Origin of the sequence: Rothia sp. HMSC061D12, from assembly GCF_001836735.1 — a bacterium.
Classification (GTDB): domain Bacteria; phylum Actinomycetota; class Actinomycetes; order Actinomycetales; family Micrococcaceae; genus Rothia.
Genome location: NZ_KV830307.1, coordinates 167,038 through 189,499, shown reverse-complemented (window position 1 = coordinate 189,499; position 22,462 = coordinate 167,038). Strand labels below are relative to the sequence as shown.

Genomic DNA, 22,462 nt, shown 5'->3' with positions numbered 1-22,462 from the left:
GATGAAAGAACTCTACATCGCCACCAATAACGGTGACATGGGCGGCGGCGAGGTCATGCTCCTGAACATTGCCCGCGCAGCCCGTAGCCTTGGCTACAAGGTCACTATTGTGGGTCCTTCCGAGCCGAAGCAGCTTGTAGAAGCTGCTGCGGATGAGGGGTTCCCCCGCATTGTCTTGCCGGCTAAGAACCGCGCACAGTACATGGTGGCTCTGCGTAGCTGGCACGCTCGCCATAAGGACGTTCTGTTGTGGTGCAATGGTCTGGTTCCCGCAGCGGCAACGGGCGGCCGTAAGAACCGCATCGTGCACCTGCACCAGCTGCCTACCGGTGTGAACGCGAAGCTCGTACCCTTTGCCCGCCATAAGGCGTCTGTCACCCTGGTGCCTAGCCGCTATGTGGCTCGTGCCTGCCCCGGTAGCGAGCTGTTCGCGAACTGGGTCAGTGGCGTATCCACCGAGCTGGATCACCGTGTGGGGGAGCGCCGACTTCGCGTCGGTTACCTGGGGCGTTTGACTCCGTCTAAGGGCATCGCGACCCTGTGCCAGGCGATGAGTTCCTTGAACTCTAACGGTATTGAATACGACCTGGTGATTGGTGGCGAGCCTGTCTTCGCATCTGATGAAGAACGTGCTGAGGTTGAGGACGCCCTAGCCCGTGTTGCTACGTTCAGCACGCGTTTGGGCTGGACTACCCCGGACCGTCTTTTCGGTGACATCGACATGCTCGTTGTACCGTCGATTGCCCCCGAGTCTTTTGGCTTGGTGGTCGCTGAAGCGATGAGCGCACGCGTCCCTGTGGTTGTCAGTGATGCTGGTGCTCTGTCGGAGGTGCTGGGCGGCGCGTCGTACCCGTACGTTGTGCCTGCTGATCAGCCGGTAGCTCTTGCACAGGCCATTAAGAGCCTGGGTACTGAGCTTCGAGAAGATACGGATGCCCTGGCGGAGCGAACCTCCGAGCTGTTCTGGCGATGGCAGGAAAACTACTCGCCTGAAGCAGGTAAGGTCCGTGTTGGTGAGATTCTGGAGCGTTTTATCCGCTAAGGTGCTTCTAAACGTATAAGCCATTCCCAACGGATATCCTCTCACTCAAACCCTGAAGGAAAATTATGACGACTACCCACCGTTACAAGGCCGCGGTTATCATTCCGTCTCGCGGTGGTGCAGATATTCTGCACTACCCGCTGGATGCGCTTGCCGCCCAGACCGAGAAGGACTTCCAAGTTATCGTGGTCCTCGACGGCGATATCGATAACAGTGAAGCTGTGCTTGACCGCTACATTGCCGAAGGCAAGCTGAACCTGACCAAGATCGTTTTCGAGGAGAACCGTGGCCGCGTGGCTGCGCTGAACGCTGGCCACCGTGCGGCTGATGCGGATGTCCTCATCCGTTGCGATGACGATCTTGAGCCGGCATCCGACTACGTCGAGGCGCAGATCCGCCTGCACCGTGATTACGACGGTGTGATTGGTACCTTGAAGAACGTGTACCCGGACACTCCCTACTCTCGTGTGTACGGTAACTTCCGCGATGCTCGATTCAAAGAGGGCGCCCTCAGCGTAGCTGAAGAAGGCCGTTGGCTGTACTGGAACGGCAACTCTTCTATCTCTGCGGAGTATTTTGAGCGTACTGGAGGCTACGACCCCGCGTACCGTCTCTACGGCTGGGAAGACGTAGACATGGGCAAAATGGTTCATGACGCTGGTGGCCGCATCATCATCTCTGATGAGGTTGAGGTCAAGCACTACGCCGAGGCTACCACCACTGCTGTGCGTGCCCTGCGTGCCCTGCACTCGGGTTCTGCCCGCACTATCTTCGTGCGTAAGCATGGTGAAGAAGCACACCCCGCCCCGAACCCGACGGGTCCGTGGGGTTTGCTGGTCAAGACCCTCGCTCGTTTCACCACCGAGAAGACCATTAAGGCTCTGGGCGATGCGAGCGATAAGATTCTGCTGAAGCTGCCCGCTAAGGCCGCTGAGAAGCTTGTGGCACTGCAGGTTGAGGCTGCATCTTACGCCGGTATTCACTACCCTGAGCGTGCTCAGAAAGTCTTTTAGGAGGAAAAGAAAATGTCACTCACTCAGCTCTTGACCTCCGCTCCGTTTACCGGGCCGAAGAACCCTGACGCGGTGCTCGCGGATATCCCGAAGAGCCTCAAGAAGCTTGCCCATCTGGCGCGCCGTTACGTGCCGCTGGTCAAGCCTGAGGCTACTGAAGAGATAGCAATTGCCCACGACTACCTGACTCAGCGTGGCGGTGCGGAGCGTGTTGTGCTGGCAATGCATCGTGCATTCCCTGACGCACCGATTTACACGACTTTGTACGACCCGGAGGGCACCTTCCCGGAGTTCAAAGATGCGAAAATCATCACCAGCCCGCTGAACAAGATTGGTTACCTACGTCGTAACCACCGCATGGCTCTGCCAATTCTGCCGATTGCTTCTTCTTTCCTGAAGGTACCGGCTGAGCGCGCTGTGGTATCGACGACCGGTTGGGCGCACGGCTTCAACTTCGCCGGCCGCAAGTTCATTTACTGCCATTCGCCGGCGCGATGGCTGTACTTGAGCGATCAGTACCTGGGCGAGAAGAGCACCGGTCCCGTGCCGCTGTTGCTGAAGACCTTGCGTCCTGCACTGATGCTGTGGGATCACTGGGCTGCTCACCGCTCGGCTGTGTATGTGGCGAATGCGAGCGTCATTAAGAAGCGTATTGAGAATGTCTACGGTAAGAAGGACGTTCCGATTTTCTTCCCGCCGCACTCGGTAGACACCACCGCACCGGTTGAGCCTATCCCGGGCCTGGAAGAGTTCACCGAATCGGACGATTATTTCCTGATCGTTTCTCGCCTGCTGCCCTACAAGAATGTTGATAAGGCTGTTGAAGCCTGCAATGAGTTGGGTAAGAAGCTGCTGGTGGTTGGTCGCGGCCCGGAAAAGGAACGCCTTGAAGCGCTTGCAGGCCCCACTGTTCGTATCGTTTCTGGCATTTCGGACGCCCAGCTGCGTTACGCGTACCGGCACTGTCTGGCTCTGCTGGCTATCTCCTATGAAGACTTCGGTATTACTCCGTTGGAGGCTGGCGCCAGCGGTAAGGCTGTGATTGCGTACCGTGCGGGCGGCTTCCTGGACACCATCCAGGAGGGCAAGACCGGCATGTTCATCAACCAGCCGACCGTGGAGCAGCTGGTGGAAGCTCTCAAGGCTTTCAACCCGACTGACTGGGACGCTGACTATATCCGCGAGCACGTTGACGGTTTCTCGGAGGCTCGTTTCATTAGCCGTCTAAAGACGTACGTGCAGGCTCTGCCCGAAGACTAAAAAGAGCTAGGCTGCTCATAGAAGAAGGCGGGGCGGTAGAAACTATAAAGTTTCTACCGCCCCGCCTTCTTTGTGTCTTCTGGGAGGCCTAGCGGGCTTCTAGGAGCCCCTTGGCTAGCAGCTCGGGGATAAACCCCTCGATCTGCGGTCCCATGGTCTCTACGGGCTGTTCATACATTTCGCAGAGCAAATCGATAGCTTCCTGTAGAGACATTGGGGCCTCAAAGATACTCCAAATAATGGAGGCAGAATCCTGAAGAACAGACAGCTCACCATTGGCAAGATTTGCAAGATACGTTGCTGTGGGGGAGTACTTAGCGAACTCTTCAGAATGAACGTACGCGATGTTCTCGGGGATACCGTAGACGGTCTGGCGGGAATCTACCGGGTTGCTCATTTTTTCACCTTGATTCCGAAACGTTCAAAGAACTTGGCACGAATTTCAGCCTTGGTGGGGGTACGTCCCAGCTGCATCGCCAAGTGGTCCTTATTCACGAAGAAAATATTTTTGAGGGTGCGTAGCTTATCGTGCAGGGTGGTCGCCGCCTGCAGGCGCCCAACCCACTGAATATAGTGGGGGACGTCCTGAGAGACAGACAGCCACAGCAGGTAGTCGCGGTCGTCACGGTACTGCTCCAAGCCGCCCATAGCCGCGCTATACGCCAGGGATGAGTCAAGCTCCTCCGCGCGGGCTCGCAGGCGCTGCCAATCGCTGTACGAGAGCAGAGAGACCAGATAGTTAATATCTGCGCTGTAGCGTGATGCTGCGCGGGCGCGGTGAAGCACCACGAGAAGACGCGCGTCCAAATCACTGGGGACAACGCAGGGACGGTGAGCAATCATACGGGTCTTGCGTGCCGCCCAGACGCGTTCAAAAGCCTTCTCATAATCGCCGTGGCGTCCAAGACCGGGGAAGAAACGATGAATATCGGTCAGACCCCATGAAGCGTGGTAGAGCGTCATCGCGTGTTCGAACACGGAGCCTGTCTCGAAATGGGCTTGGATACGCCATCCATCTGCCAAAAGGATCTCTACAAAGCGGTCCACGTGAGAGGGACGGACCAGCAGGTCGGCATCGGAACTGTACCTGCCTTTGCGGTAAATTTCCTGGGAGAAAGCGTAGCCTTTGACATGCATAATATCGATGGAGTGCATGTCGGCAATTCGCTGGAAGTAGGCGTGCGCAAGCCGAATCCGTGCCGCAAGAGGAGTGGTCTGCGGCTCCGGCGTATTGGGTGAGTGAGTGGTCACAATAGCCTTTCGGTGCACATGTATACCAGATAAGTATAAGGCGGGACGGGCAGAAAAACTGCCCATCCCGCCCTAAGTCGCTCCCTATGTTTTAGGGCGCTTATTACGTTATTACTTCTTGGTCGAGGACTTCTTTGACGACTTCTTGTCGCCTTCCTTGCCGTAACCGTAGTAGGTTGCATAGCCAACGTAGGCACTTGCGTAACCGAAGCCGTAGTAGGAGTTACCCAGGCCCTTACGGGGTGCACGGTTCAGCACCATACCGAGGAGGTTCGCGTTGACCTTCTTCAGGATGTTGGAAGCTTCAGTCATCTGCTCACGGTGGCTTCGTCCGATAGAGCCAACGAGGATCACGCCATCCACGGAGTGGGAGAGCAACGAAGCGTCGGTCACGGGCAGCAGCGGCGGAACGTCGACGACCACGATGAACTCTTCGGAGAGTTCGTTAATCAGCTGGCGCATCTTATCCGAGCCCAGAAGTTCGGAGGGGTTCGGGGGGATACGGCCTGCAGGCAGGACGAAGAGGTTCGACTCACCAAGCTGGTGGACGGCGTTAGCAATCTCAACCTGGCCGGCCAGAACCTGGGTCAGACCGACCTTAGCGTCCAGCTTCAGCTTCTTAGCCACGGTCGGGCGGCGCAGGTCGGCGTCAATGAGGATGACGGGCGAACCCGCATCAGCCATTGCGCGAGCCAGCGACAGCGACACGGTCGACTTACCTTCACCGGGCACTGCGGAGGTGACGATGAACGAACGCGGGGGAGTGTCAACATTCACGAAGCGCAGGTTGGTGCGTAGCTGACGGATGGATTCCTGAGCGATGTGGTCGTCGGTATCACCCTTCACGATGTTATCTTCGTTCAGGTCGTCACTGACGGGCAGAACACCGAGGATGCTTGCGCCGGTTGCCTTGGTAGCGTCGTCACGGGTACGGATACGCTGATCCAGAGCACGGCGCAGGAAGATCGCAGCGTAGACCAGAACCAAACCGGTGCCAGCACCGATAAGGGTGTTCTGCTCGTAGTTCGGAGCCACCAGCGGGGGGTTCACGCTTGCGTTATTCAGCGGAATCACGCGAACGGTGTTGCCACCAGTGGGAGAAGCAGCAGTACTGTCGCCATTTACCAGAGCCTGAGCGTTACCGGGGTTCTGCTCAATTTCCTTGATGTAGTCGGCAGTAGCCTGCAGTGCGCCGTTAGCGAGTAGCTGTGCGTTCTTCGGGGAAGAAGCCTTAGCGCTCACGGTAATCAGTGCAGCGTTTTCGCCTGCAGCTGCGGTGATGCTAGAACGAATCTGACCGGTGGTCAGAGACAGTTCGGGGGTGTTCTGCTTAATCTTCTGTGCCACGGCCTCAGAGGAGACGATAGCTGCGTAGGAGCGAGCACGCTCCTTAGCAGCCGTAGAGCCCGAGAGAACATCCACCGTACCGGACTCGCCCACGGTCACGTAGCCCGAGGACGATGCAGCGTAGACCTTCGGCTGGAGAGAAGCATAGCCGAAGCCCGCTGCGGCACCGACAACGATGCCTATAATCAGCAGCCAGAGGTTAGCCCTCGTGGTGCGGAAAAATTCCAAAATGGTCATGGTAGTGAGAATACTCCAGAAAGTTTGAGTTAGTGTACCTGCAACGTGGAGTGTTGTTGCAGGCGGTGAAGGGATACGAAAATCCCCTGGTGTTTATTAGCGGAGCAATCCGAGCAGGTAGCTACCGTAACCGCTCTTAACAAGCGGGGTAGCGATGTCGCGCAACTGCTCATCGGAGAGCCAACCGTGGCGCCACGCAATTTCCTCCGGGCAACCAACTGACAGACCCTGACGGCTCTGAACAGTGCGGATGAAGTTAGTGGCATCAGCGAGTGAATCAAAGGTTCCGGTATCGAGCCACGCGGTACCGCGAGGCAGGACCTCAACCTTCAGTTTACCCTGTTCCAGGTAGACGCGGTTAAGGTCAGTGATTTCCAACTCACCGCGCGGAGAAGGCTTAATCTGACGTGCGTACTCTACAACCTTCGAGTCGTAGAAGTACAGACCCGGAATAGCGTAGTCGCTCTTGGGATTCTCGGGCTTCTCCTCAATGGACAGTGCGTTGAAGTTCTCGTCGAACTCCACCACGCCGTAGGCGCGAGGGTCAGCAACCTGGTAAGCGAAGACGGTCGCGCCGTCCTTCTGCTCGTAGGTGGCAAGCTGAGTACCCAGACCGGGACCGTAGAAGATATTGTCACCGAGCACGAGGGCTACGGGGTCGTTACCAATAAAGTCGGCACCCAGAATAAATGCCTGTGCAAGACCATCCGGGGAAGGCTGCACCTTGTATTCGAGATTAATACCGAAACGGGAACCGTCACCGAGCAGTCGCTGGAACTGCTCCTGATCGGTAGGGGTGGTAATAATCAAAATATCGCGGATACCCGCCAGCATGAGAGTGGACAGCGGGTAGTAAATCATCGGCTTGTCATAGACCGGAGTGAGCTGCTTGCTAATACCCTGAGTGATAGGGTGCAAACGGCTTCCGGTACCGCCGGCAAGAATAATTCCCTTCATAACTTCTTATTGTGTCATGTTTATCTCGTTGTTGAGGCATAAAAATCGCTATTTAAGTGGGTAAAATATACCGTATGGCTCACATTCTTGTTACCGGCGGTGCCGGTTTTATTGGTTCGAACTTTGTTCACCACCTCATCGATAACACTGATCACACTATTACTGTGCTGGATAAGATGACCTACGCCGCAAATGCTGCGTCTTTGGAGGGTCTTCCTGAATCCCGCTTCAAGCTCGTCGTAGGCGACATCGCCGACCGCGAGCTGGCTGACGAACTGGTCGGCAAGGCAGACGCTGTTGTCCACTACGCTGCGGAATCTCACAACGACAACTCCCTGTCCAACCCCGAACCGTTCATCCACACTAACCTCATCGGTACTTTCAGCCTTCTGGAAGCAGTCCGTAAGCACGGCACTCGCTACCACCACATCTCCACTGACGAGGTCTTCGGCGACCTCGAGCTGGACGATCCGGCAAAGTTCACCGAAACCACCCCCTACAACCCCTCTTCCCCTTACTCCTCCACCAAGGCAGGTTCCGACTTGCTCGTGCGCGCATGGGTCCGCTCCTTCGGTATTGAAGCAACCATCTCTAACTGCTCCAACAACTACGGCCCCTACCAGCACATTGAGAAGTTCATCCCCCGCCAGATCACTAACATTCTCTCGGGTCTGACCCCGAAGCTGTACGGCGAGGGCCTAAACGTTCGTGACTGGATTCACGCATCCGACCACTCTTCTGCTGTGCTGCGCATCCTGGAGCAGGGCAAGATTGGTGAAACCTACCTCATCGGTGCAGACGGCGAAGAGAACAACATCACCGTTCTGCGCACCATCCTGCGCCTGATGGGTAAGGATGAGAACGACTTCGAGCACGTGGTTGACCGCCCCGGTCACGACCTGCGTTACGCAATTGACGGTAGCCGCCTGCGTGCAGAGCTCGGCTGGGAGCCGAAGTTCACCGACTTCGAGTCCGGTCTTGCCGACACCATTAAGTGGTACACCGACAACCGCAGCTGGTGGGAGCCCCTGAAGGCTGAGGTCGAGGCGAAGTACGCAAAGGCTGGCCAGTAATGACCAAGGAATTGAAGGTTACTGAAACCGAGATTCCCGGCCTGCTCATCATTGACCTGCCGGTTCACGGCGATAACCGCGGCTGGTTCAAGGAAAACTGGCAACGCGAGAAGATGGTTGCAGCCGGTCTGCCCGACTTCAACCCGGTGCAGAACAACATCTCGTTCAACGCTTCGGTAGGTACCACCCGCGGTATCCACGCCGAGCCGTGGGACAAGTACGTTTCTGTTGCGACCGGCCGTATCTTCGGTGCGTGGGTTGACCTGCGCGCTGGCGAGTCCTTCGGCAAGGTCGTCACCGTTGAGCTGGGCCCGGACACCGCAATTTTCGTGCCCCGCGGCGTGGGCAACTCCTTCCAGACCCTGGAAGAGAACACCGCCTACACCTACCTGGTGAATGACCACTGGTCGGCGGACGCAGTATCCGGCTACAGCTTCCTGAACCTTGCCGATGAGACCGTCGCAATTGACTGGCCCATCGACCTGGCGAAGGCTGAGCTCTCGGAGAAGGACCGTAACCACCCCCGTCTGAACGAGATTAAGCCCCTGGAAGCCGACCCGATCCTGATTATTGGCGCGGGTGGTCAGCTCGGCACCGAGCTGGTTCGCCAGCTCACCGAGCAGAACGTACCCTTCCTGGCTGTGGATCGCGACCGCCTCGACCTGGGCAAGCCCGAGCAGTGGCGCGACGCATTCCGCTGGCGCTCCTTCCGTGCGGTCATCAACGCTGCAGCGTACACCGCAGTGGATCAGGCAGAAACCCCCGAGGGTCGCCGCGACGCCTGGGCAGCTAACGCCCTGGGCGTGAGCGCTCTTGCCTCCATCTGTGAAGAAGCTAACCTGCCGCTGGTACACGTATCCACCGACTATGTCTTTGACGGTTCCCTGCCCCTGGGCGAGGAATACCCGGAGGATTACCCCCTGGCACCGCTGAGCGTCTACGGCGCGTCCAAGGCTGCCGGTGAGGTTGCCGCTGCCGCATGGCGTAAGCACTACACCCTGCGCACCAGCTGGGTTGTTGGCGCCGGCAAGAACTTTGTGGGTACCATGGCATCCCTGGCTGAGCGCGGCATTGACCCGTCCGTGGTCGCCGACCAGTGGGGCCGCCCGACCTTCACCCAGGACCTGGCAGCTGCTGCCCTGCACCTGCTCTTCTCCGGCGCAGAGTACGGCACTTACAACGTGTCGAACACCGGTGAAGTCATCAACTGGGCACAGTTTGCTCGTGCAGTGTACGAAGGTACCGGCCATGACCCGGCACGAGTCAGCGACACCACCACCGAGGAATACTTCGCCAACGCTGAGCTCTTCGCTCACCGTCCGACGAACTCGGCAATGGACCTGTCCAAGCTGATTGCTGCAGGCTTCACCCCGCGCGATCACCGCGAGGCGCTCGCCGCCTACCTTGCAGAAATGGGCTCCTAACCCTCTGAGGATTCGACCCTATATCTGCTGATAACAGCATAAAAGGCGTGAAAAGCGCCATATCACAGGTTCCCGGCCCTTGAAGAAGAGCCGGGAACCTGTACAATATTGTCTTGGCCAAGGCGGTGGAATACACGAAACGTGTAGGTCCGTAACTGACGGTGGCTGGTTGGAAAGAGATTTCTGGCGCCAGTCCCTATTCCACTTGGCGCATCACTTCTAACCAAGAAAGGATGGACGACTCATGTCAGATACCATCAAAATTTCAGCTACCGTACGTAGCGACTTCGGCAAGGGCTACGCGCGCCGCATCCGCATGGCAGGCGACATCCCCGCCGTCATCTACGGCCACGGCGAAGAGCCCAAGCACGTAGTACTCCCCGGTCACGCAACCACCCTGGCTGCCCGCGTCCCCAACGCTATCCTCGACCTCGACATCGAAGGTGAATCACACCTCGCAATGATCAAGGACATCCAGCGTCACGCAATCCGCCCCGAACTGCAGCACATCGACCTGCTGACCGTTAAGCGCGGCGAGCGCGTTGAGATCGAGGTTCCTGTACACGTTGAAGGCGAGCCCGCTGTTGGCGCCGTTGCTAACCAGGAAGAAACCGTTCTTCTGGTTGAAGCTGACGCACTGAAGGCACCCGAAGCTTTGACCGTGAGCATCGAAGGCCGCGAAGCTGGCGCTCACGTTCTGGCATCAGATGTTGAACTGCCCTCAGGCGTAACCCTGGTTGCAGACGCTGAACTGCTGATCGTTAACGTTTCTGAGCCCGAGGAACTCGACGTTCCCGAGCCCGGTGAAGAAGGCGAAAACGCACCCGAGGGTGACATCGTTGAAGCTTCCGAGGAATCAGATTAGGCTGGCGAAGCTCACGACTCAGATAACTCAAAGCACTAAGACCGCGCCCTGCGCCTAGCGCAACAGTGATCTGTGGATGGCCCGCCGCTACCTCTCTTCTGAGGTGGTAGCGGGCCATACTCATAGAATGGTGTAGTCCATGAATTTTCTAAAAAACCTTTTACAGCGCCGTGGAAAGGGCGAAGATATGTCTGATGCGTGGCTCATTGTTGGTCTGGGGAACCCGGGCCCGGAGTACGAGAAAACCCGCCATAACATCGGCCAGATGGTGGTTGATGAACTGGCGCGTGAAGTAGGCGGTGGCTTCAAGAAGCACGGACGCGCGCGCGCCCAGGTGCTGGAAGGACGTTTGGGTATAGGCGGACCCAAGGTAGTGCTGGCCAAGCCCCTGACCTATATGAACACCTCGGGCGGCCCGGTATCGGCTCTAGCCCAGTTCTACGATATTAACCCCGACCGTATCATCGCGGTGCACGATGAACTGGATATCCCCTTCGACACCATTAAGCTCAAGATTGGTGGGGGAGAGGGCGGCCATAACGGTCTGCGTGATATCACCAAGGCGCTGGGTACCAAGGACTACTACCGTGTGCGCACCGGCATCGGTCGACCTCCCGGACGCATGGACACCGCAGACTTCGTGCTCAAGCCCTTCAGCAGCACCGAATCGAAAGACCTGCCCTTCCTCATCTCGAACGCCGCTGATGCCACCATGATGCTCGTGAAGGAAGGCCTGCTGGCAACCCAGCAGCGCTACCACGGCGCAGGCTCCTAAGCATAAGACCGCACTGGGCATGCGCTGAACTGGACAATGCATGGTGTGGGTCGATGCGTGAACTAGGCTCTACCTAACTATGCAAGAGCCCGGTGAGGGAATAAGCTAGAAAAGAATGACGTTATACGCTCCACGACGGGAAAATACCCGACCCGTGGAGCGTATGAGCGAGAGAAGAAGGTACCCGTGGCTGAATACTCCACCCCCGCCAACACCCCGCTGAGCGACGACCTCGTACGCCAGCTTCGCCAGGATTTCCCGATCCTCAACACTGAGGTCAACGGGCACCCCTTGGTCTACCTGGATTCGGGGGCGACCAGTCAGAAACCGCTTCAGGTGCTCGACGCTGAACGTAACTTCTACCTGCACGCTAACTCTGCTGTACACCGTGGCGCACACACCCTCGCGGTTGAGGCAACCGACCTGTTCGAGGACGCGCGCATCACCGTTGCGAACTTCGTTGGCGCCACTGATGAAGAGCTCGTGTGGACCTCTAATGCAACCGAGGCGCTGAACCTGGTCGCCTACTCCATTGGCAACGCCTCTCAGGGTATCGGCGGTCCGGCTGCTGAGCGTTTCGCACTGGGCCCTGGCGACGAAATTGTCACCACCGAGATTGAGCACCACGCGAACCTCATTCCCTGGCAGATTCTTGCTCAGCGAACCGGCGCAACCCTGCGCCACATCCCCTCCACCGAGGACGGTCAGCTCGACTACGAGGCAGCCGAGGGCATCATCAACGAGAAGACCCGCATCGTGGCGTTCACCCACGTCTCGAACGTGACTGGCGCAATTACTGATGTGCCCCGCATGGTTGCTATGGCTCGTAAGCACGGCGCAATCGTTGTACTGGACGCCTGCCAGTCCGTGCCGCACATGCCCGTAGACTTCCACGCCCTGGACGTCGACTTTGCGGCGTTCTCCGGCCACAAGATGCTGGCACCCACCGGTATTGGCGCCCTCTACGGCCGCGCAGAGCTGCTGAACGCCCTGCCGCCCTTCCTGACCGGCGGCTCCATGATTACCCGTGTGGGTCTGCAGGACGCCGAGTACATGCCCGCCCCCATCAAGTTTGAGGCCGGCACCCAGCGTGTCTCGCAGGCGGTCGCTTTCGCTGCTGCTGTGTGCTACCTGCAGCACTTGGGCATGGAGAACGTTGAGGCGTGGGAACACGAACTGGGCGCTCGCCTCGTTGAGGGCGTTCAGAAGACTGAAGGCGTGCGACTGCTTGGCCCCACCGATCCCACCAAGCGTGCCGGCCTGGTCGCTCTCGCCATAGAGGGTGTACACCCGCACGATGTGGGTCAGCTACTCGACACTCAGGGCATCGCCGTGCGCGTGGGTCACCACTGCGCCCAGCCGCTACACCGCTGCGCCGGCGTGACTGCCTCGACCCGCGCCTCCACCTACATCTACAACACCACCGAAGATGTGGACGCTTTCCTGAAGGCACTCGCCGAGGTACGCCCCTACTTCGGCCTCTAAAACAGGCGTGTTAGACGCTAACGCCCCGAATTTTCAGACATACCAACTGACGGAAGAAGAACACTGTGTCTCTTGAATCCCTGTACCAGGAAATTATTCTGGAGCATTCTAAGCAGCGTAGCGGCGAGCACCTCGTAGAGGTACCCGCCGGTCACGCAAGTGCCGATAACCACCAGTACAACCCCACCTGCGGTGACGAAATCAACCTGCGTGTGGTGCTCTCTGATGAACTGAAGGATGGCGAGAAGACCATCGAGTCAATCTCTTGGGAAGGCGACGGTTGCTCCATTTCGATGGCTGCCGCTTCTGTGCTTTCTGAGATGGCTCCCGGTATGACTATCTCCGAGCTGCAGAGCCACGTGGATGCGTTCCGTGAGATGCTACGCTCGCGTGGCAAGGTGACTCTGGACGAAGAGGAGTACGGCGACATGGCGGCATTCTCTGGCGTTTCGAAGTTCATGGCGCGCGTGAAGTGCGCAATGCTCTCGTGGGTTGCTGTTGAAGAAGCTACCAAGGAAGCAGCAGCCAAGAACTAACTCTTCGCTGAGAATGTAGGCGGAAACGGCGGGGGAGTAGCTAGTATTTGAACGCCAATCGAAAATACCGAATGGCTACTCAACCTAAAATATTGCACGAGAACGTAAGCATGTGCGGTCAAAGCCTGCAGAAAATACTGGCTAAAACTCTTCGCTAAAATCTAGCGGTTAATTGTTTATCTATATAAGCTTTCTTTGATTTCAAGCGACGTATAGAAAATATGAGGCGGATACTACACTGTATCCGCCTCATATTTATATCTTTCCCTTTTTCCTCCAAAAAGGTGACTGGTAAAATAAAAGGACGAAGGGCGCCCAACCAGCACCCTCGAGAAACTCTTTTCGGACCCGCATACTCTGGGACGACAGAGAGAAGAAATAGGGCAATAATAAGAAAATATTTTCTCAATATTGCACATTCTTCACTTATTCTTAGGCTCTCACCCCAGACTGCGGATATGTTTCTCACCCTCCGGTACCTCAACCACACCGGAATACCCATCGCCGCTACCAACCACAAGGAAGCCCCATGATTATTGGCTACGCCGCAGGCGCCTACGACCTTTTCCACTACGGCCACCTCGAGATTCTCCGCAAGGCCAAGGAAAACTGCGACTACCTCATTGCAGGCGTTGTGCACGATGACGTCCTGGAAGTGACCAAGGGCCGCCGTCCCGTCATCCCCATCGAAGAGCGTGCCGCTATCGTCAGCCACATCGACTACGTGGACGAAGTGCACGTCGAAACCACCCCCGACAAACTCGAAACCTGGAAGCAGAAGCCCTTCAACGTCTTCTTCAAGGGCGATGACTGGAAGGGCACCGACAAGGGCAACGCCCTCGAAGCACGCTTCGCAGAGGTCGGCGTGGAAGTACACTACTTCCCCTACACCGAGCACACCTCCAGCACCAAGCTCCGCAAGGTCGTTGACCTGCTCGAAGCAGAGCACGACCTGCGCGTAGAGATGCGCCGCTTCGCCGAGCTGCTCGGTGAGCGCGAGTACTCCGAGGCGATTGTCGCTTCCTAACGCTGTCACATCCTAACGTGCATAAGTCCTTATTAGGGCGCTAGAGCTCTAGAGACCCATAAAGAACAGAGGATCCCCGCCGTAATTACTTACGACGGGGATCCTCTGTATATTGGCGTATCTAGCCGTATATCAGCTACACCTCAAAGGCGAGCGTCTAATAAGCCTTAGCGCTGTGCCAGCCACTTCTCAGCGGAGGTGCCCAGAACCTTCAGCACACGGCCAACCTGCGGCTCAGCAGCGGCAGCAATCTTCTTGCCCACCAGCGGGATGGAGCAGGAAACCTCACCGTTGACGTCCAGGCGGGTCTTGTCACCCTCGGGAATCAGGTGCTGGGTAGCCTGAGCGGACACGGGTACGCCGTTGACCTTCACCTCGGTGGAGACGGTGCGTGCACCATCAGCTGCCGGTGCGCTCACGGTGTCCACCTGGGTCATGGAGACGCCGCTACCGACGAACTTACGAGCGATGTCCGGTACGCGATCAGCGGGCACGGTGCGCTCGGTGGTTGCGGTGAACTCAGCGGAGGTGTCACCGGAAACGGAGAAGCTGTTGAACTCAACGCCAACCTCGGAGCAGACGAAGCGTGCGAAGTCCTCGCTGGAGAACGCCTCGATAACCTGCTCAACGCTTGCGTTGATAACGGTCGATTCCTGAACTGCCATAATTGTTCCTTTCGTAGTGCGCGAAAACCCCGCGCATTATCCCTTACTAAGGATACGGTGCGCGGGGTTTCGCAACCAATGTAAAGACGCGAATCCACCTGAGAATATGCCGTGAACAAGGGAAAACGTTCGCAGCCTCTCACAGGGTGGTTGGAGGATTCGCATGCCGGTCTAAAAATGTGGGAAGCATCCGGTAGGGCGCCTCCCACACCGCATCATGGGGATGCTGAGCTTAGAAAGATAAGAAAACCTTAGGCGCTGGGAGCCATCGCGTCGATGCGAGCCATCTCAGCCTTACCCGCACGGTGCGCGCGAGCAGCCTGCTTCAGGCGGCCCCAGAAGGAATCCTTACGGTGGGTCTTGCCGGCGAGCAGGTCCTGCAGCTCCTCGCCCAGCTGAGCTGCGGAAATCTCCGGAGTGGAGACGTACGGCTCAGCGGTGCGGAACAGGGAGGGGTTAGCCAGGGCAAGATCCAGCTTGGCGAAGAGGTCTTCGCGGCTCTCAACGACAACAGCGTGGCCGCGCTTCTCCATCAGAGCGGTGAAGGGGACCTGGTGGTTGTCAACAACCTCATCGAACTCTGCGCGGCGCGGAACAGCCAGGGGCAGGGCGCCGGTGCGGCGTGCATCCTGGATGGAGCCGGGGCCGCCCTGAACCAGCACTACGCGTGCGGTTGCGTAGTAGTCCAGCAGTTCGGAGGCGGGAAGAAGCTTAAGGTTGTCTGCGTGCTTAATAGGCGCAGTGTGGCCGTGCTGCACGAGGCAGGTGACCTGCGGGTGAGCCTCAAGGTAAGCCTCAACCCAGCGCAGAAGACGATCAAAAGTGTGAACGTCGGTGCCGAGGGACACCACCAAATCGTAAGTCTTGGTAGGAATACGAACGGGCGCGACGGCAGGGGTAAATACGGGCAGGTCGAACTTGGAAGTATCAACACTGACGTGGGGGAAGTTCTGAATAGACATCGCCTATTCCTCTCTATGTATTTATCGGTAGTAACCCCGTATACCTGACGCAAAAATCCGGAGGGCATCATGGGTATACGCGGCGGCGTCGTGCCGGAGAAAATGGTGAGTAATCTCCGCATACGCTTCTCTGGCGAGTGGTTAGTTCGCTTGGATGGTGAGTCCACAGTGGAGCGCACGACTTATGCGTATCTGTATGTTTAATAAATACTATACCCTGAAAATAACGCCCCCAGCACACGCGGGGACGCCATTTCCAGGATAAATTCATCACTCTTAGAAAATGGGATGAATTACACGAGAATCAGGGAAATTCTCCTGCTGCTCCTCACTCTGAACAATAATTCGATCGGCAAAGGTGTACAGCATCTTGCCGGTCATCGTCGGCAGAGTCGGGCGGTCAAAACACTCAATATAAAGAGTCTTTACGCCAAAAAGTTTAGCCGCAACAAAGAAAGGAACAGCAACACCCGCACCCGCAGAAACAACCGCATCCGGGCGTTCCTTCGGGAAAATACGAAATGCCAAGAACAAATTACGAATAGCGTTCTTAATATTTCGGGTAGTCGGGTAATAAGCCCAATAGGTCTTCTCATCAGCAAGAGAAGATTCAACATCGGGCTGCTTAAAGCTAACCCATACGCGGTCATAATCCTGCCACGCAGCAGAAGTAGCCGTCAGATGCTTCAAGTGTCCGCCACTGCTAGAAACCAGCAGAAGCTTCTTCTTCGGTGCCTGAGAGGAAGTTGCCTCAGTCATAGTGTTCTCCTAAAGCCCCAATACAAGAGAAAAATAAGAAGAGAAGATAAGGGTGAGCTGACGGGCCCGGCGGAACCGGCATCAACAGACCTATCACAATAGATCCGCCTCAGCAGGTACCACCGCACCCTAAGCTCAAGGACGAAGGACGAACCCGCACAGAGGCGAGGCATCCATCAACAGAACCCCGAGTACTCGCGGTCTGATTACTCGCGATCCAGGAACACAGCCAGAGCGTTCACGCCCTCAAGCTGATCCAGCTGAGCGAAAAGCTCACGAACCTGCTGCAGAGAAGTAGCCGCAGTCACCGGAACCAGAGCCACGCCGCCAGCCTGAACGAAACGCAGCTGGGTCGACAGGGGAGTAGCGGTGCTCAGGCTAATCACCAGAGGAGTCTCGCTCTTCTCAACCAGCGACTCGGGGGTGTGGCGGGTCAGAGCGTCACGAACCGAAGCGTAATCGGTGAAACGTGCGTACTCGGTGGGCAGAACACGCTGCAGCATCTGGTACAGGTGCTCAACACCGCGGTCAGTACCGGGCAGAATGACAACGCCGGAAGCACCAGCGCTCTTCACATCGCCGTCAGGAGCACCAATGGTGCGCAGCAGCATGAACGCGTCATTCGCCTCAGAGGTGGAGCCCAGCTCGTGAACCGGGATGCCAGCATCCTCCAGACGATCAGCGTAACCAACGTGACGCATGGTGCGGTCACGACCATACGCCAGCACAGCACCAATCAGCAGACCGGCAACAGCACCAACAATAGCCATCTTTACCGGGCCAAGAGCCGAGGAAGAAGAAGGAACCTGAGCCTCGCTCATCACGCGGCCACCGGTGGTAGAAGTCAGCTGAATCTGAGCGCGACGCTCCTGCAACTGAGAGAGCAGACCCGCACGGTTGTTATCACCCTCTAGGGCCGAAATCTGCTCATCAATCTGGTGCAGAGCAGAATCAACGCTGCTCTTCAGCGACTCGGAACGAACCTGCAGGTACGCGTTCGCCATAGCGTTAGCGTAACGTGCCGCATCCGTGCCGTTGGGGCGGGTCACCTCAATATCCAGAACAGCAGTCTGGGAGGTGCCAGTCACCTTGACGGAGTTCATCAGGCGGCTGGTCAGCTGAGCCTCAGAGAGGGTATCGCCATTCGCAATCAGAGACTTTGCTGCGTTCTGTGCAACCTCACGAGAGGCCGCAACGCGAGACTCGGTCGCAATATCCACCTTCGCGGAGTTAGCGCTACCGGTACCGGCGGGATCAACCACCAGCGGGTAAACAACCAGCGAAGCCTTAGAAGTGTACTTGCTATTGGTCATGTAGCCGTAGACGGCACCCGCCACAGCGAAAACCACAACCGACAGCAGAATCAGCAGACGGTGTCGGAAAATGCGACGTACCTGGCTGCCAAGGGTAACCGAGGAGGTATGAGAGGTGTTATCCATGAGGACATCCTTGAGGAAGAGAAACGGACACTAAATATCGGAGAAAAACTGTAGAAGAAGCGGAAGGCTAAGACTTCGCTCGGCGGGCGGAAAGGAAACGCTCAATACCGAGTGCTTTGCGGAAGCGGAACAACACCGCACCGTACACCGGCACCAGCAGCACCACGTACACGATGACACCCAGCACGCTCTGACCCAAGAAAGCCAAAGACGCCAGAGCACACACCGTCGGAACAGCCGCACCCAAGAATAGCGAAGGAGCCATCTCGCGAACCGAAGCGCGAATACCAACGAGGCGGAATACCTGGTAGCTCGCCAGGAAGGTATCAATCAGCAGAGCAGAGGCCCACGCCGTCACCGCACCGTACAGGCCCCAAACCGGAACCAGCGTGAAGTTCAAGGTCACAGCCACCACCAGCGAGGAGAGCTTGTTCAACAGCTGCCAGCGGCTCTTACCGCTCATCAGCAGAACAGACTGCACACCACCGGCACTCATCGACAGCATCGCCGCCGGGCAAATCACCCAGAGAATACCGGCGCCAGCCTCAAAGCCCTTACCGAAGAAATGCAACAGCACGGGGCCGAAGAACGCCAGAGAGAGGTAGAACGGCCAAGACAGTGCAGTCAACACGCGAGTGGTCGACAAGAAAATCTCTCGAGCACGATCCAGCTGACGGGTAGCCAACGCCGCACTAATCGACGGTCCGGTCACCACGCGTCCGGTGTGCTCAATCATGGTGCCCACACGAACACAACGGTTCACAGCACCATAGATACCACCGGCAGCGGCACCCAAGAATGCCGTCACGACCAGCACGTCAATCCACTCCAGGATCGTCTCCACAACGGTAGCGACACCGCGCGCAGAACTGAAACCCCAGAACGAACGGAACGTCTCAGTCGGAGAATCCTCAGAAGGAAGAACCTCCACATGCTCCTCATTGGGGAACGCCCGCTCCAAAAGCCACAGGGCAACCACCGCAGTAATCGCCACCGGAACAGTCCAGGCATACACCAGATCCATGAGCTGACCCGAGAACAGAACCACCAAACCCACAGCCGCAAAACGCAGAGTAGGAAGCAGAACATTCTGCAGAACCGTAAAGGTCACCACACGGTGCAGGCCACGCAGCGCGCCGAAGAACACCGTCATCAGTGCCGCCACCAGCACGAAAGCCGAGCTGACGCGCATCGCCGCCTGATACTCCGGAGCCATCGGCACCATTTCGGTGTAGATGTACACACCCGCCACCAGAAGCACCGAAGTGACCAGCGAAGGAATCAGACCGTAACGGATTAGCTGCGGCAACACACCGTAACGACCCAGCGCACGCTGAGCGCTCATCGTACGAACCAAGCCAGTATCCGCACCGAAGGTCACCAGCGAAATCGCAATCGCAAAAAGCGCCATCAGACGGAAAAACTCGCCCGAACCCTCAGCGCCAATACCGTTCGACACCACCATTGTGGTCACGAATGCGATACCCGCACCGTACATCACGCACAGAGAAGCAAGAGAGCCACTCTTCGCCAGGCTGGGCTGCTTACCCTTAGCGGGAGCCTTCTTGACTGGTGCATTGACTGGCGTATTGACCGGTTCATCCTTCACGGAAACGCTCTCATCCTGCGCCTTAGAATCGGCAGACTCAGCAGTAGCCGAGGCAACCCGACGGGAACCGGGCAGATGAGCACCCGCCACAGCAACGCTCGTATCTGCAGAATCTTTTGCCTCGGAACCGGCTACCAAAGAACCGGGGAGCGGTTCCTTAGCGGCAAAGCCCTGGGCCGGAGGCACAATCGACAGCGCCGTGGTCGCCGGAAAACGACCCGAACGGATATCGTCCACCGTCGGAGCGAACTCATCAGCAGAAGACTCAGCCTCTTCCACTACCGGCTCGACGTACTCGCCGCTCTCACGCAGACGCGCACGGCGGCTAGGATGACCACCCGTCGAATACGCATCCTCGAAAGATGAAACCGCAGAAGTATCTAAACCACGAGGGGACTGCTTCTGCGTCATAGCCCCTCACCATCCCGAATGGAACGGATGCACGCCATCGATGCGAGCATCAGAATGGTCAGCTGAGCGATATCGAAGCTGTAGAAAATAAAGACAACGCAACATGCGACCGGCACGCTATGGAGCCAGTACCCGGAGGTGGTCTTCACCCGCGCGCCGCTTGCCACAGTGCACACCATGAAGAGCGCGAACAGGGCCAGGCCCACGAAACCGAAGCAGAACATCAGAGTCCACAGGTAACCCTGGGTACCCATCGACACGCCAATGCTTGGTTCCATACGCGGAGTGCCATAACCGATAATCGGGGACTCCAAAGTCGCCTTCCAGGTAGCACGGTAGAGCGCCGCACGACCACCGGTGGAGTCCGAGTAGTCCTGACGACCCAGAATATTGTCCACGGTGCCTGAAGCAAAGAGTGCAACAACCACAGCTGCAATCGCCGCAATACCCATACCTACAGCACGCCAATTAGCCGCCAGGAACTGACGAAGCAGTACGTACGCCGCGCTAATACCCAGGCCAATGAACATGCCGCGGTTACTGGTAGCAATTGCCGGCACGGTAGAAAGCGCCATGCCAATCAGCAGAGCAATACGTAGCCAGATGGAACGCAGACGCAGCAGGCACGCCAGCATCACCGGGGTGAGCAGGGTGTACGCCAAACCCCAACTATTCGCGTAGGGGAACGGTGCGGAGGGGCGAATATACGCCTCGGGCGCGCCCCACGGACGCTGAACCTCCGCCAGCGGAGGAAGCATGTAGTCGCGCACCAGGGGGTTCTGCATAAAGCCAGAAGGCATGATGAAGCTCATCGGGGTACGCAGACGGAACTCAGGGAAGAGCACACCGCCGTAACCCAGAACGATGAGAGTCACCCACAGAGTCGCCAGACCACCCAACAACCTGTTGAGGCTAATAGAGGAACGCGCATTGTAGTAGTACAGGGCGTAAATGCCTGCACTGAGAATGTTCACAAAACGCAGACCCCAACCGATCATGTCGGTGGAACGGGTCAGAGCAAGCGCCGCAACAACAACCCACACGCAGAATGCACCCCACACCCACAGGGAACCGGGCACACGCACATTACCTCGAATAATGAGGTAAAAAAGCATGATCGCTGCCAGTACCAGCGGCGCAATCTGAAGCAACCCCATAGCCCACAGCGCCGGGAAGCCGTACAGCAACGCCAGCAGGGGCCAGGCGGGGAGCTTCTTCTGCGCTGTCGACATCGGGCGGATGCGCGCGCGGGCACGCAGAATACCGCTGGGCGGCGTACTAGCCGACCCCGCGGAATCCTTTAGCGCCACGGGCGAAGCACCCGGATGAGAAAGAACGGAAGAAGAAACCATGTCTGTGCGATACCTGGTTAGAGACCTCGACCGGTCTTCTGGACGAGATCAAGAAGAGTAGCGGGCTTAATAACACCGGTGGACACAACATATGCCGCCCATGCACGAAGCTGCTTGGGGTCACGGCGCAGAGCGGCACGAGCGTAAGCACGCGCCTCCTTGTTGTTGCCCAGAGAAGCCTGAGCGTAGGCAATCTGACCGGCAATACGTGCCAGGCCCTTGGGATCCTGCTCAAATTCGGGGAACTTACGCAGAATGTAGCTCAGGCCGTCAACCATGGACTGCCACTTGCCGGAGAAGAAGGAGGGGCGGTCCCAGAGCACCAGAATCAGCGGCTCGGGCACGCTCAGTACATCGCCGTGGCGGGTTGCACGTAGCAGCAGGTCGTAGTCTTCACCGTAGGCAGCGGGCAGCTCCTCATCGACCAGGCCGATGCGAGCGGGCTCACCGTCAACACCGAGCAGGTCCTCGCGGGAGTACAGCATGGCGGAGGGGTGAATTTCGGTAATGCGCGAACGCAGGAAGTCCGCGAAGGTTGCGCGCTCGGGCGCCAGGCGCACGATGTCCTGACCGCCGGAACGGACGGTAATACCCGAAGAGATAGCGGCTGCTTCGGGGTTTTCACGCCAGAGAGCGACCTGCTGGGTGAGCTTGGACGGCATCCAGTAGTCGTCGTCATCGCAGAAGCCAATCATCTCGCCGCTGGAGGCAATAATGCCGCTGTTGCGGCCGCCAGCCAGACCGCCGGAGCGGGTGTTGGAGACGATCTTCAGGGCACGGTTTTCGCTAACCTCAATATCTTCGAGGCGGTCGGGCTCAACACGATCAAAGACGACAACAACTTCAACGAAACCGCGGTAGCTCTGCTCAAGGATGGAGCGGACAGCCACGCGCAGCAGTTCGGGGCGCTTGCCGTTGGTTGCGATAACGGCGGAAACAGCAGGGGTGCGAGAGGTGAAGTGCATCATTGGGA

General features: G+C 57.6%; 21 protein-coding genes. 10 read left to right on the top strand and 11 right to left on the bottom strand.

What is annotated here, in order from left to right; translation table 11 throughout:
• The first annotated feature begins 1 nt into the window (after position 1).
• From HMPREF2682_RS07425 to HMPREF2682_RS07415, 3 genes are all read left to right on the top strand, one after another.
• On the top strand, positions 2-1,042 hold the full coding sequence (locus HMPREF2682_RS07425; protein WP_049346739.1) for a glycosyltransferase family 4 protein: 1,041 nt from the start codon (positions 2-4) through the stop codon (positions 1,040-1,042).
• A 65-nt stretch (positions 1,043-1,107) separates the two neighbouring features.
• The gene (locus HMPREF2682_RS07420; RefSeq protein ID WP_049352040.1) at positions 1,108-2,055 is read left to right on the top strand and encodes a glycosyltransferase family 2 protein; all 948 of its coding nucleotides are present in this window, start codon (positions 1,108-1,110) and stop codon (positions 2,053-2,055) included.
• A gap of 12 nt (positions 2,056-2,067) precedes the next feature.
• The gene (locus tag HMPREF2682_RS07415) at positions 2,068-3,315 is read left to right on the top strand and encodes a glycosyltransferase (RefSeq protein ID WP_049355031.1); all 1,248 of its coding nucleotides are present in this window, start codon (positions 2,068-2,070) and stop codon (positions 3,313-3,315) included.
• 88 nt (positions 3,316-3,403) lie between these two features.
• On the opposite strand, the gene HMPREF2682_RS07410 is transcribed toward HMPREF2682_RS07415, so the two are convergent.
• The 4 genes from HMPREF2682_RS07410 to rfbA form a co-directional block, all read right to left on the bottom strand.
• Positions 3,404-3,712 carry a PqqD family protein gene (locus HMPREF2682_RS07410; protein WP_070832855.1) on the bottom strand — a complete coding sequence of 103 codons (309 nt, stop codon included), beginning with the start codon at positions 3,710-3,712 and terminating at the stop codon, positions 3,404-3,406.
• Positions 3,709-4,566: a nucleotidyltransferase family protein gene (locus HMPREF2682_RS07405; RefSeq protein ID WP_049355186.1), complete on the bottom strand. Its 858-nt coding sequence runs from the start codon at positions 4,564-4,566 to the stop codon at positions 3,709-3,711. Before HMPREF2682_RS07405 ends, HMPREF2682_RS07410 begins: the two co-directional genes overlap by 4 nt.
• Positions 4,567-4,677: 111 nt before the next feature.
• Positions 4,678-6,150 carry a tyrosine-protein kinase domain-containing protein gene (locus HMPREF2682_RS07400; protein WP_070832852.1) on the bottom strand — a complete coding sequence of 491 codons (1,473 nt, stop codon included), beginning with the start codon at positions 6,148-6,150 and terminating at the stop codon, positions 4,678-4,680.
• A gap of 96 nt (positions 6,151-6,246) precedes the next feature.
• Positions 6,247-7,107 carry a glucose-1-phosphate thymidylyltransferase RfbA gene (gene rfbA, locus HMPREF2682_RS07395; protein ID WP_005506948.1) on the bottom strand — a complete coding sequence of 287 codons (861 nt, stop codon included), beginning with the start codon at positions 7,105-7,107 and terminating at the stop codon, positions 6,247-6,249.
• 74 nt (positions 7,108-7,181) lie between these two features.
• Here rfbA and rfbB point away from each other — a divergent pair, with 74 nt between their 5' ends.
• From rfbB to HMPREF2682_RS07360, 7 genes are all read left to right on the top strand, one after another.
• Entirely contained in the window at positions 7,182-8,180 is a 999-nt protein-coding gene (gene rfbB, locus HMPREF2682_RS07390; protein ID WP_070832849.1) for a dTDP-glucose 4,6-dehydratase, read from the top strand.
• Positions 8,180-9,604 (top strand): dTDP-4-dehydrorhamnose reductase, encoded by a 1,425-nt coding sequence (gene rfbD / locus HMPREF2682_RS07385; protein WP_060823810.1) that lies wholly within the window; start codon positions 8,180-8,182, stop codon positions 9,602-9,604. The genes rfbB and rfbD overlap by 1 nt, the downstream gene beginning before the upstream one ends.
• A 244-nt stretch (positions 9,605-9,848) precedes the next feature.
• Complete coding sequence (locus HMPREF2682_RS07380) at positions 9,849-10,469, top strand: 50S ribosomal protein L25/general stress protein Ctc (RefSeq protein ID WP_005506952.1); 621 nt, start codon at positions 9,849-9,851, stop codon at positions 10,467-10,469.
• Positions 10,470-10,656: 187 nt separating this feature from the next.
• Positions 10,657-11,244 (top strand): aminoacyl-tRNA hydrolase, encoded by a 588-nt coding sequence (gene pth / locus HMPREF2682_RS07375; RefSeq protein ID WP_070819054.1) that lies wholly within the window; start codon positions 10,657-10,659, stop codon positions 11,242-11,244.
• A gap of 186 nt (positions 11,245-11,430) precedes the next feature.
• Positions 11,431-12,729 carry a cysteine desulfurase gene (locus HMPREF2682_RS07370; RefSeq protein ID WP_070832846.1) on the top strand — a complete coding sequence of 433 codons (1,299 nt, stop codon included), beginning with the start codon at positions 11,431-11,433 and terminating at the stop codon, positions 12,727-12,729.
• Between the two features lie 65 nt (positions 12,730-12,794).
• The gene (gene sufU / locus HMPREF2682_RS07365) at positions 12,795-13,265 is read left to right on the top strand and encodes a Fe-S cluster assembly sulfur transfer protein SufU (RefSeq protein ID WP_049355035.1); all 471 of its coding nucleotides are present in this window, start codon (positions 12,795-12,797) and stop codon (positions 13,263-13,265) included.
• 529 nt (positions 13,266-13,794) lie between these two features.
• Entirely contained in the window at positions 13,795-14,292 is a 498-nt protein-coding gene (locus tag HMPREF2682_RS07360) for an FAD synthase family protein (protein WP_005508886.1), read from the top strand.
• Positions 14,293-14,459: 167 nt separating this feature from the next.
• Here the strand turns inward: HMPREF2682_RS07360 and HMPREF2682_RS07355 are convergent, their stop codons facing one another.
• The 7 genes from HMPREF2682_RS07355 to HMPREF2682_RS07325 form a co-directional block, all read right to left on the bottom strand.
• Positions 14,460-14,957, bottom strand: a complete 498-nt coding sequence (locus tag HMPREF2682_RS07355) for a DUF2505 domain-containing protein (protein WP_049327953.1) — start codon at positions 14,955-14,957, stop codon at positions 14,460-14,462.
• A 251-nt stretch (positions 14,958-15,208) separates the two neighbouring features.
• On the bottom strand, positions 15,209-15,919 hold the full coding sequence (locus tag HMPREF2682_RS07350) for a glycosyltransferase (protein ID WP_070832843.1): 711 nt from the start codon (positions 15,917-15,919) through the stop codon (positions 15,209-15,211).
• 276 nt (positions 15,920-16,195) lie between these two features.
• Positions 16,196-16,678 carry a PssD/Cps14F family polysaccharide biosynthesis glycosyltransferase gene (gene pssD, locus HMPREF2682_RS07345; RefSeq protein ID WP_049327955.1) on the bottom strand — a complete coding sequence of 161 codons (483 nt, stop codon included), beginning with the start codon at positions 16,676-16,678 and terminating at the stop codon, positions 16,196-16,198.
• Between the two features lie 206 nt (positions 16,679-16,884).
• The gene (locus tag HMPREF2682_RS07340) at positions 16,885-18,117 is read right to left on the bottom strand and encodes a Wzz/FepE/Etk N-terminal domain-containing protein (RefSeq protein ID WP_070832840.1); all 1,233 of its coding nucleotides are present in this window, start codon (positions 18,115-18,117) and stop codon (positions 16,885-16,887) included.
• A 67-nt stretch (positions 18,118-18,184) separates the two neighbouring features.
• Complete coding sequence (locus HMPREF2682_RS07335) at positions 18,185-20,137, bottom strand: lipopolysaccharide biosynthesis protein (protein ID WP_070832838.1); 1,953 nt, start codon at positions 20,135-20,137, stop codon at positions 18,185-18,187.
• The gene (locus HMPREF2682_RS07330) at positions 20,134-21,489 is read right to left on the bottom strand and encodes an O-antigen ligase family protein (RefSeq protein WP_070832835.1); all 1,356 of its coding nucleotides are present in this window, start codon (positions 21,487-21,489) and stop codon (positions 20,134-20,136) included. Before HMPREF2682_RS07330 ends, HMPREF2682_RS07335 begins: the two co-directional genes overlap by 4 nt.
• Before the next feature lie 17 nt (positions 21,490-21,506).
• Complete coding sequence (locus HMPREF2682_RS07325) at positions 21,507-22,457, bottom strand: glycosyltransferase family 2 protein (protein WP_049355040.1); 951 nt, start codon at positions 22,455-22,457, stop codon at positions 21,507-21,509.
• Positions 22,458-22,462: the final 5 nt, after the last annotated feature.

What these genes read in the sequence shown, in the direction of transcription:
- HMPREF2682_RS07425 (WP_049346739.1), top strand. Translation starts at nt 2, where the DNA reads ATGAAAGAACTCTACATCGCCACCAATAACGGTGACATGGGCGGCGGC.
- HMPREF2682_RS07420 (WP_049352040.1), top strand. Translation starts at nt 1,108, where the DNA reads ATGACGACTACCCACCGTTACAAGGCCGCGGTTATCATTCCGTCTCGC.
- HMPREF2682_RS07415 (WP_049355031.1), top strand. Translation starts at nt 2,068, where the DNA reads ATGTCACTCACTCAGCTCTTGACCTCCGCTCCGTTTACCGGGCCGAAG.
- HMPREF2682_RS07410 (WP_070832855.1), bottom strand. Translation starts at nt 3,712, where the DNA reads ATGAGCAACCCGGTAGATTCCCGCCAGACCGTCTACGGTATCCCCGAG.
- HMPREF2682_RS07400 (WP_070832852.1), bottom strand. Translation starts at nt 6,150, where the DNA reads ATGACCATTTTGGAATTTTTCCGCACCACGAGGGCTAACCTCTGGCTG.
- rfbA (WP_005506948.1), bottom strand. Translation starts at nt 7,107, where the DNA reads ATGAAGGGAATTATTCTTGCCGGCGGTACCGGAAGCCGTTTGCACCCT.
- rfbB (WP_070832849.1), top strand. Translation starts at nt 7,182, where the DNA reads ATGGCTCACATTCTTGTTACCGGCGGTGCCGGTTTTATTGGTTCGAAC.
- rfbD (WP_060823810.1), top strand. Translation starts at nt 8,180, where the DNA reads ATGACCAAGGAATTGAAGGTTACTGAAACCGAGATTCCCGGCCTGCTC.
- HMPREF2682_RS07380 (WP_005506952.1), top strand. Translation starts at nt 9,849, where the DNA reads ATGTCAGATACCATCAAAATTTCAGCTACCGTACGTAGCGACTTCGGC.
- pth (WP_070819054.1), top strand. Translation starts at nt 10,657, where the DNA reads ATGTCTGATGCGTGGCTCATTGTTGGTCTGGGGAACCCGGGCCCGGAG.
- HMPREF2682_RS07360 (WP_005508886.1), top strand. Translation starts at nt 13,795, where the DNA reads ATGATTATTGGCTACGCCGCAGGCGCCTACGACCTTTTCCACTACGGC.
- HMPREF2682_RS07355 (WP_049327953.1), bottom strand. Translation starts at nt 14,957, where the DNA reads ATGGCAGTTCAGGAATCGACCGTTATCAACGCAAGCGTTGAGCAGGTT.
- HMPREF2682_RS07350 (WP_070832843.1), bottom strand. Translation starts at nt 15,919, where the DNA reads ATGTCTATTCAGAACTTCCCCCACGTCAGTGTTGATACTTCCAAGTTC.
- pssD (WP_049327955.1), bottom strand. Translation starts at nt 16,678, where the DNA reads ATGACTGAGGCAACTTCCTCTCAGGCACCGAAGAAGAAGCTTCTGCTG.
- HMPREF2682_RS07340 (WP_070832840.1), bottom strand. Translation starts at nt 18,117, where the DNA reads ATGGATAACACCTCTCATACCTCCTCGGTTACCCTTGGCAGCCAGGTA.
- HMPREF2682_RS07335 (WP_070832838.1), bottom strand. Translation starts at nt 20,137, where the DNA reads ATGACGCAGAAGCAGTCCCCTCGTGGTTTAGATACTTCTGCGGTTTCA.
- HMPREF2682_RS07330 (WP_070832835.1), bottom strand. Translation starts at nt 21,489, where the DNA reads ATGGTTTCTTCTTCCGTTCTTTCTCATCCGGGTGCTTCGCCCGTGGCG.
- HMPREF2682_RS07325 (WP_049355040.1), bottom strand. Translation starts at nt 22,457, where the DNA reads ATGATGCACTTCACCTCTCGCACCCCTGCTGTTTCCGCCGTTATCGCA.